At 72.5% G+C, this 6741-nt stretch carries 2 protein-coding genes and 2 pseudogenes; 1 reads left to right on the plus strand and 3 read right to left on the minus strand.

What is annotated here, in order from left to right; all coding sequences use genetic code 11:
* The 3 genes and pseudogenes from ACTUAL_RS14580 to ACTUAL_RS14590 form a co-directional block, all read right to left on the minus strand.
* Positions 1–219 (minus strand): annotated as a pseudogene (locus ACTUAL_RS14580) (sugar phosphate isomerase/epimerase family protein); the annotation flags it as partial.
* 146 nt (positions 220–365) lie between these two features.
* Positions 366–3782, minus strand: coding sequence for a DNA topoisomerase (ATP-hydrolyzing) (locus tag ACTUAL_RS14585; RefSeq protein WP_440900623.1), 3417 nt, complete (start codon positions 3780–3782; stop codon positions 366–368).
* 20 nt (positions 3783–3802) lie between these two features.
* Entirely contained in the window at positions 3803–5845 is a 2043-nt protein-coding gene (locus tag ACTUAL_RS14590) for a DNA gyrase/topoisomerase IV subunit B (RefSeq protein ID WP_096492790.1), read from the minus strand.
* Positions 5846–6185: 340 nt separating this feature from the next.
* Between ACTUAL_RS14590 and ACTUAL_RS14595 the strand changes: the two are divergent.
* Positions 6186–6741, plus strand: a pseudogene (locus ACTUAL_RS14595) (hypothetical protein); the annotation flags it as partial.

Here is a 6741-nt window from a genome sequence, read left to right on the forward strand (position 1 = left end):
GTCGCACCCGGCCCGGTACCCGGACCCGTACACCCCCACCACGAGCCCGGCCGCCTCGCTCAGCGCCGCCGCGCGCTCGGCCGCCACCAGGTCGCCCGCCGGGACGTGCACGTCGCCGCCACACGCGAGAGCCCCCGCCCCCGCGCCCAGCGCCAGCTCCACGACCTCCGCGAGCGGTCTGTCCGGGAAGCCGACCGAAGCCAGTCCAGCGGTGATCATGCACGCCCCTCGTCCTCAACCCGGTTGACCACCGCCATCCTCACTGAACATGACTGTCGTTATCAAGCCGAACGACGTGACGAGGCCCCCGACCCCGGCGTCACACCGGGATCGGGGGCCTCGGAAGCCCTGCCGGGAGCGGCGCGCTAGGCGCGTTCCACCAGGTGCCCGATGACGTCCGGACCGGGGTGCGGCGCGCCCGAGCCGTCCCGGCGCGGGTCGACCTCCGGCAGCTCCACCGCCGCCCCCGACTCGGTCACCGCGGCGGGCCGGGCGCCGACCCACGCCAGCGCCAGCCCCGTCTCCCCCTTGAGGAACCGGTGCGCCCGGACACCACCGGTCGCCCGCCCCTTGGCCGGGTACAGGTCGAACGGCGTCACCTTCACGCTCTGCCCGGTCGAGGTCACCACCACCGGCTCGCCGTGCTCGGCGTCGTCCGTGCGCACCGCGCCGAAGAACACCACCGACGCCTCCCCCGGCAGCGTGATGCCGGCCATGCCGCCGCCGCGCAGGCCCTGCGGGCGCACCAGCGACGCGGCGTACCGCAGCAGCGACGCCTCCGAGGACACGAACACCAGCGACTCCTGGCCGTCGGCCAGCCACTGCGCGCCCACGACCTCGTCACCGGCCTTGAGCCCGATCACCTCGAACTCGTCCGACCGCACCGGCCACTCGGGCGCGCACACCTTCACCACGCCCTGCCTGGTCCCGAGCGCGAGCCCCGGCGAGTCGGTCTCGCCCAGCGGGGCGATGCCGACCACCCGCTCCCCCGCGTCCAGGTCCACCAGCTCGCGCACCGGCACCCCGCCGCTGAGCGAGAGCGTGCCCTCGCCCTGCGGCAGCACCGGCAGCGGCAGCACGTCGGTCTTGAACGCGCGCCCCCTGCTGGTCACCAGCAGCACCTGCCCGCGCGCGGTGGTGTGCACGGTCGCCGCCACCGCGTCGTGCTTGGCCCGGCCGCTGCGCTTGCGCCCCTCCACGGCCTCCTCGGACTCGGCGGCGGTGCGCGCCACCAGGCCCGTCGCCGACAGCACGACCTGGCACGGGTCGTCCGCGACCTCCAGCGGACCGGAGGTGCGCGAGGCGGCCAGCACCTCCTTCAGGTCGCCGTCGAGCAGCGTGGTGCGGCGCTCGACGGAGAGGTCCTTGGCAACCTTGCCCAGCTCGTTGGACACGACCCGGCGCAGCACCTTGTCGTCGTCGAGGATCGTGGACAGCTCGGCGATCTCCTTGAGCAGCCGCTCCTGCTCGCCCTCCAGCTCGATCGAGTCGAACCGGGTGAGGCGGCGCAGCGGCGTGTCCAGGATGTAGGCGGCCTGGGTCTCGGACAGCTCGAAGGAGCTGACCAGGCCCTCCTTGGCGGCCTGCGCGTTCTCGCTGCGGCGGATCAGCTTGATCACCTTGTCGATGTCGATCAGGGCCTTGAGCAGGCCCTCGACCAGGTGCAGCCGGTCCTCGCGCTTGCGGCGGCGGAACCTGGTGCGCCGGGTGACCACCTCGTACCGGTGGGCCAGGAACACCTCCAGCAGCGCCTTGAGCCCGAGCGTGCGCGGCTCGCCGTCGACCAGCACCAGGTTGTTGATGCCGAACGACTGCTCCAGCGGGGTGAGCCGGTACAGGTCCGCCAGCAGCGCCTGCGGGTTGACGCCCACCTTGCACTCGATGACCAGGCGGATGCCGTTCTCCCGGTCGGTGAGGTCCTTGACGTCGGCGATGCCGGTGAGCCGCTTGGACTTGTTCACCTCGTCGGTGATCTTCTCGATGATCTTCTCCGGGCCGACGCCGTACGGCAGCTCGGTGACCGTGATCGCCTGCCTGCCCCGGCTGCCCTCCAGCGGCCCGGTGGTGACGGTGGCGCGCATCCGCACCACGCCGCGCCCCGTCTCGTACGCCTTGCGCACCTCGTCCAGGCCCAGCAGCATCCCGCCCGTGGGCAGGTCGGGGCCGGGCACGAACTCCATGAGCTTCTCGAGGTCGGCGTCCGGGTGCTTGACCAGGTGCCGCGCCGCCGCCACGACCTCGCCGAGGTTGTGCGGGATCATGTTCGTGGCCATGCCGACCGCGATGCCCGAGGTGCCGTTGACCAGCAGGTTCGGGAACGCGGCGGGCAGCACGGCCGGCTCGGTGAGCGAGCCGTCGTAGTTCGGGCGGAACTCGACGGTGTCCTCGTCCAGCTCGCCGACCAGCAGCATCGCCGCGCCGGACATGCCGGCCTCGGTGGAACGCGAGGCAGCCTGTCCATCATCTGGCGAACCGAAGTTGCCGTGGCCGTCGATGAGGGGGGTGTTCAGCGAGAAGTCCTGCGCCAGCCGCACCATCGCGTCGTAGATCGCGGTGTCGCCGTGCGGGTGGTACTTGCCCATGCAGTTGTGCACGACGAGGCCGTCCACGACGAACGCGTGCTCGTCGGCGTCGACCTGGATGTCGTAGGTGGTGTCCGGGGCGGCCGGCTCCACCGACACGACCTCCGGGACGGCGTGCTCGACCGCGCCGGTCAGCTCGCGCAGGTCCTGCTCGGCGGCCGAGCGGGCCCACGGCAGCAGGGCGGCGCCGAGGGCGGCGGCGGCCCCGCCGGACAGCCGGATCTCGCCGTCCGCCCTGGTCGCGGGCAGTCCGCAGTCGGCGAGCAGCGCGCCGACCTGCTCGGCGAGCAGCGCGGTGCGCACGCCGAGGACGACCTCGCCGTCGCGGACCGAGCCGGCGCCGTCGAAGACGCCCGCGAGGAACGCGGCCCACCGGCCGCGCTGGAGCAGCACGGCGGCGGGCGCGGCCCCGGAGGCGACGGCGGCGCGCACGCCGACGTGGCCGTCCAGGTCGAGCACGTGCACGTCGCGGCCCTCGGGACCGGCGGCGGGCAGCTTGTCCCTGGTCACGGCCACGCCCGCGGCGATGGCCCAGCCGTGGACGGCGTCCGCCGGGCCCTCGTCGACCAGGCGCAGCCGCTGCCCGTCGACGCCCGCCGAGGCGAGCAGGCCCAGCACGTGGGCGTACTGGTCGCCGTCCCCGAGCAGCGCGGACGCGCGATCGGGGCCGAGGGCGACCGCGCGGCGGCCGACCAGGTCGCGCGCGGCGACCCACTCGACCTCGCTGCCCGCGTGGACCCGGAACCGCTGACCGGGCGTGACCAGCATGGTCCGGCCGTCCGAGAAGGCCACCCTGACCAGCTCGGACACCGGGTTCTCGTACACCTGCGCCACCCGCACGGGCGAACCCGCCGGGTCGAGCACGTGGTCGCCGACCACGATCTCCTCGATCGGCCGCACCCCGGAGGGGGTGGACACGAGCGCGCCCCGCACGAAGCAGTCACCGACCACGCGGGAGGACTTCACGTACGGCGAGGTCGGCCGGTGGTTCTGCTCGTTCATCGAGAACAGGATCCGGCGGTGCACCGGCTTGAGGCCGTCTCGCGCGTCCGGCAGGGCGCGGGAGTGGATGACCGAGTACGCGTACTCCAGGTACGAGTCCTCGATCTCGGTGGTGAGGGAGTTGTCGATCACCTTGGCGCCCGCGCTGTCGAAGGCGGACGGGTCGACCCTGGTGACGGGTCCCTTGCGGCGTGCCATGGCTGAGCGTTCTCCTGGCGTCAGACGTCGATGGCGGACTGGTCGACCCGCGCCGCGGACGCGACGAGCCAGGCCCGCCGGGGTTCCACCTTCTCGCCCATGAGCAGTTCGAGCGCGGCCTCGGCCGCCTCGACGTCGGCGAGGGTGATGCGGCGGACGGAGCGGGTGGCGGGGTTCATGGTGGTGTCCCACAGCTCCTCGGCGTCCATCTCGCCGAGGCCCTTGAACCGGGGGACGGGCTTGACCACGGTCTTGCCCGCCCGCTCCAACCGGGCGACCTTCTGCTCCATCTCGCGCTGGGTGAAGGTGAAGTGGGTCTCCGCGTTGCGCCCCTTGGTGACGACCTTGTGCAGCGGGGGCATCGCGGCGTACAGCCTGCCGTCCTCGATGACGGGTCGCATGTACTTGGCGAACAGGGTGATGAGCAGGGTGCGGATGTGCGAGCCGTCGACGTCGGCGTCGGCCATCAGGATGACGCGGCCGTAGCGCATGGTCGACAGGTCGAACGTGCGGCCGGTGCCCGCGCCCAGGACTTGCACGATCGAGGCGATCTCGGCGTTGCGCAGGGTGTCGGCGAGGCTGGCCTTCTGCACGTTGAGGATCTTGCCGCGCAGCGGGAGCAGGGCCTGGTACTCGGAGACTCGGGCCATGCGGGCCGAGCCGAGCGCGCTGTCGCCCTCCACGAGGAAGAGCTCGCTGCGCGCGACACCGGTGGTGCGGCAGTCGACGAGCTTGGGCGGCATCGCCGCGCCCTCCAGCGCGGTCTTGCGGCGTGCCGCGTCCTTCTGCTGCTTCTGGGTGAGCCGGACGCGGGCGGCGTCGACGACCTTCTGGAGGACGACCTTGGCCTCCGCCTTGGTGCGGCGGTCCTCGGTCCACGCCTTGATGTGCTTGTCCACCAGGGCGAGCACGACCCTGGTGACGCCCGCGGTGGACAGCTCGTCCTTGGTCTGCGAGGTGAACTGCGGCTCGGGCACGCGCACGTGCACGACCGCGGTCATGCCCTCCAGCACGTCGTCGAGGGTGGGCGGGTCCTCCTTCGGCTTGAGCAGGCCCCTGGTGCGGCCGATGGCCTCCTGCACGGACTTGAGCACGGCGCGCTCGAAGCCGCGCCGGTGCGTGCCGCCGTGCACGTTGCGGATGGTGTTGGTGAAGCACTCCACCGTGCGCTCGTAGCCGGTGCCCCAGCGCAGCGCGATCTCGACCTCGGCGTGCCGCTCGACCTTGGAGCGCATGACGCCGTTCTCGTCGGCGGCGTTCTCGTGGTAGACGCCCTCGCCGGTGATGGTGATCTTGCCGGTGACGGGCTTCTCCGAGGAGGGCGCGAGGAAGTCGACCATGTCCGCGAGACCGCCGGGGTAGTGGAAGACCTCCTCGGCGATCTTGCCGTCGACGGCCGAGCGCAGCACGTACGTGACGCCGGGCACGAGGAACGCGGTGTTGCGCAGCTTCGCGCGCACGGCCTCGTGGTCGAGCGCGGCGCCGTTCTCGAAGTAGCGCGAGTCGTGCCAGTAGCGGGTGGAGGTGCCGGTCTTGCGGGTGCGGCCGGTGACCCTGAGTCCGGACTGGCGGGTGAAGGCGGCCTTCGGGCCCGGCCCGTCGAAGACACCGGGGACGCCGTGGGCGAAGGACATCTCGTGGGTCTTGCCCTCGCGCCGCACGACCACGTCGTAGCGGTGCGAGAGGGCGTTGACGGCGGAGGCGCCGACGCCGTGCAGCCCGCCGGAGGTCTTGTAGCCGGAGCCGCCGAACTTGCCGCCGGCGTGCAGGCGGGTCAGGACGAGCTCCACTCCGGACAGACCGGACTTGGCGTGCACGCCGGTCGGGATCCCCCGGCCGTCGTCATCCACCTGGACGCTTCCGTCCGGGTGGAGGGTCACGGTGATGCGGGTCGCGTGCCCTGCGACTCCCTCGTCGGTCGAGTTGTCGATCACCTCGGAGAAGAGGTGGTTGACCCCTCGGCTGTCGGTGGAGCCGATGTACATGCCGGGGCGCTTGCGAACCGCTTCAAGACCTTCGAGGTGGGTGAGGTCGTCGGCCCCGTAAAGGATCTCTGCGGTCACCGGTCTCCCCTGGTCTGGGTGCGCTTCGGGCGGTTCACGGTAGTGGAGGGTAGCCGCGCCGTCGGACATTTCGTCGGGCGGTGGTCAAACACGCGTTCGAGCGTCAGTGCCGCGTGACGCTGCGTAGAACGTCCACAGTGGACAACTCACGGTGCGCGAACGGAGACGGCAAGGACACGATCGGGTGACGATGTGGATAGAGTGCGGGCGTGCTCGCGGACCTGTCTGGAGGTGATCGGGCGCTGTGATGTTCCGCCGTTCCTCGCAGAAGGACGAGCCGGTCGTCCCACCGCCCCCACCGGCCCCCCTGCCCCCCATGCCACCACCACCGCCGCCATCGGTGATCGGAGAACCGGTGACGCCGGACAACTCGTACGCCGACACGGTGTACACCGAACCGTCGGGCTCCGTGTACCCCGACCCCAACGCCACGACCGGGACCATCGGCGCGGCGCTGGGCAGCTCGACGCTCGGCAGCCCCGCGCTGGGCGGCTCCCCGCCCGGGAGCGCCGCCCAGGGCGAGAGCCGCTCGGGGTCGCTGAGCCCCTCCTCGTCCGTGTACGCCTCGGAGCCCGCCGACCCGCCGCAGGAGGAGCCCGAGCCGTTCACCACCTCGTTCGCCGGGGCCGCGCTCGTCGTCGGCCAGCCCTCCGGGGTGACCGCGTCGGCCACGAACCTGGCCAGGTCGCTGCCCGTGGAGCGCGGGCGCACCGTGGTCGTGGTGGACGTGCCGCCCGCCGAGGAGGCCGCGTTCTGGCCCGCCGTCGCCGTGGCCCTGCAGGGTCGCGGGCCGGTGCGGCTCGTGGTCTCGCACGCCGGGTCGATGCGCCCGACCGCGCCCGCCCAGTGGCTCGCCGATCAGCTCCAGGCCGAGGTCGTGGCCCCGGACGGCGCGC

Source organism: Actinosynnema sp., assembly GCF_052038725.1.

Excerpts from the sequence above, each read along its gene's own strand:
- ACTUAL_RS14585 (WP_440900623.1), bottom strand. The coding sequence starts at position 3,782 with ATGGCACGCCGCAAGGGACCCGTCACCAGGGTCGACCCGTCCGCCTTC.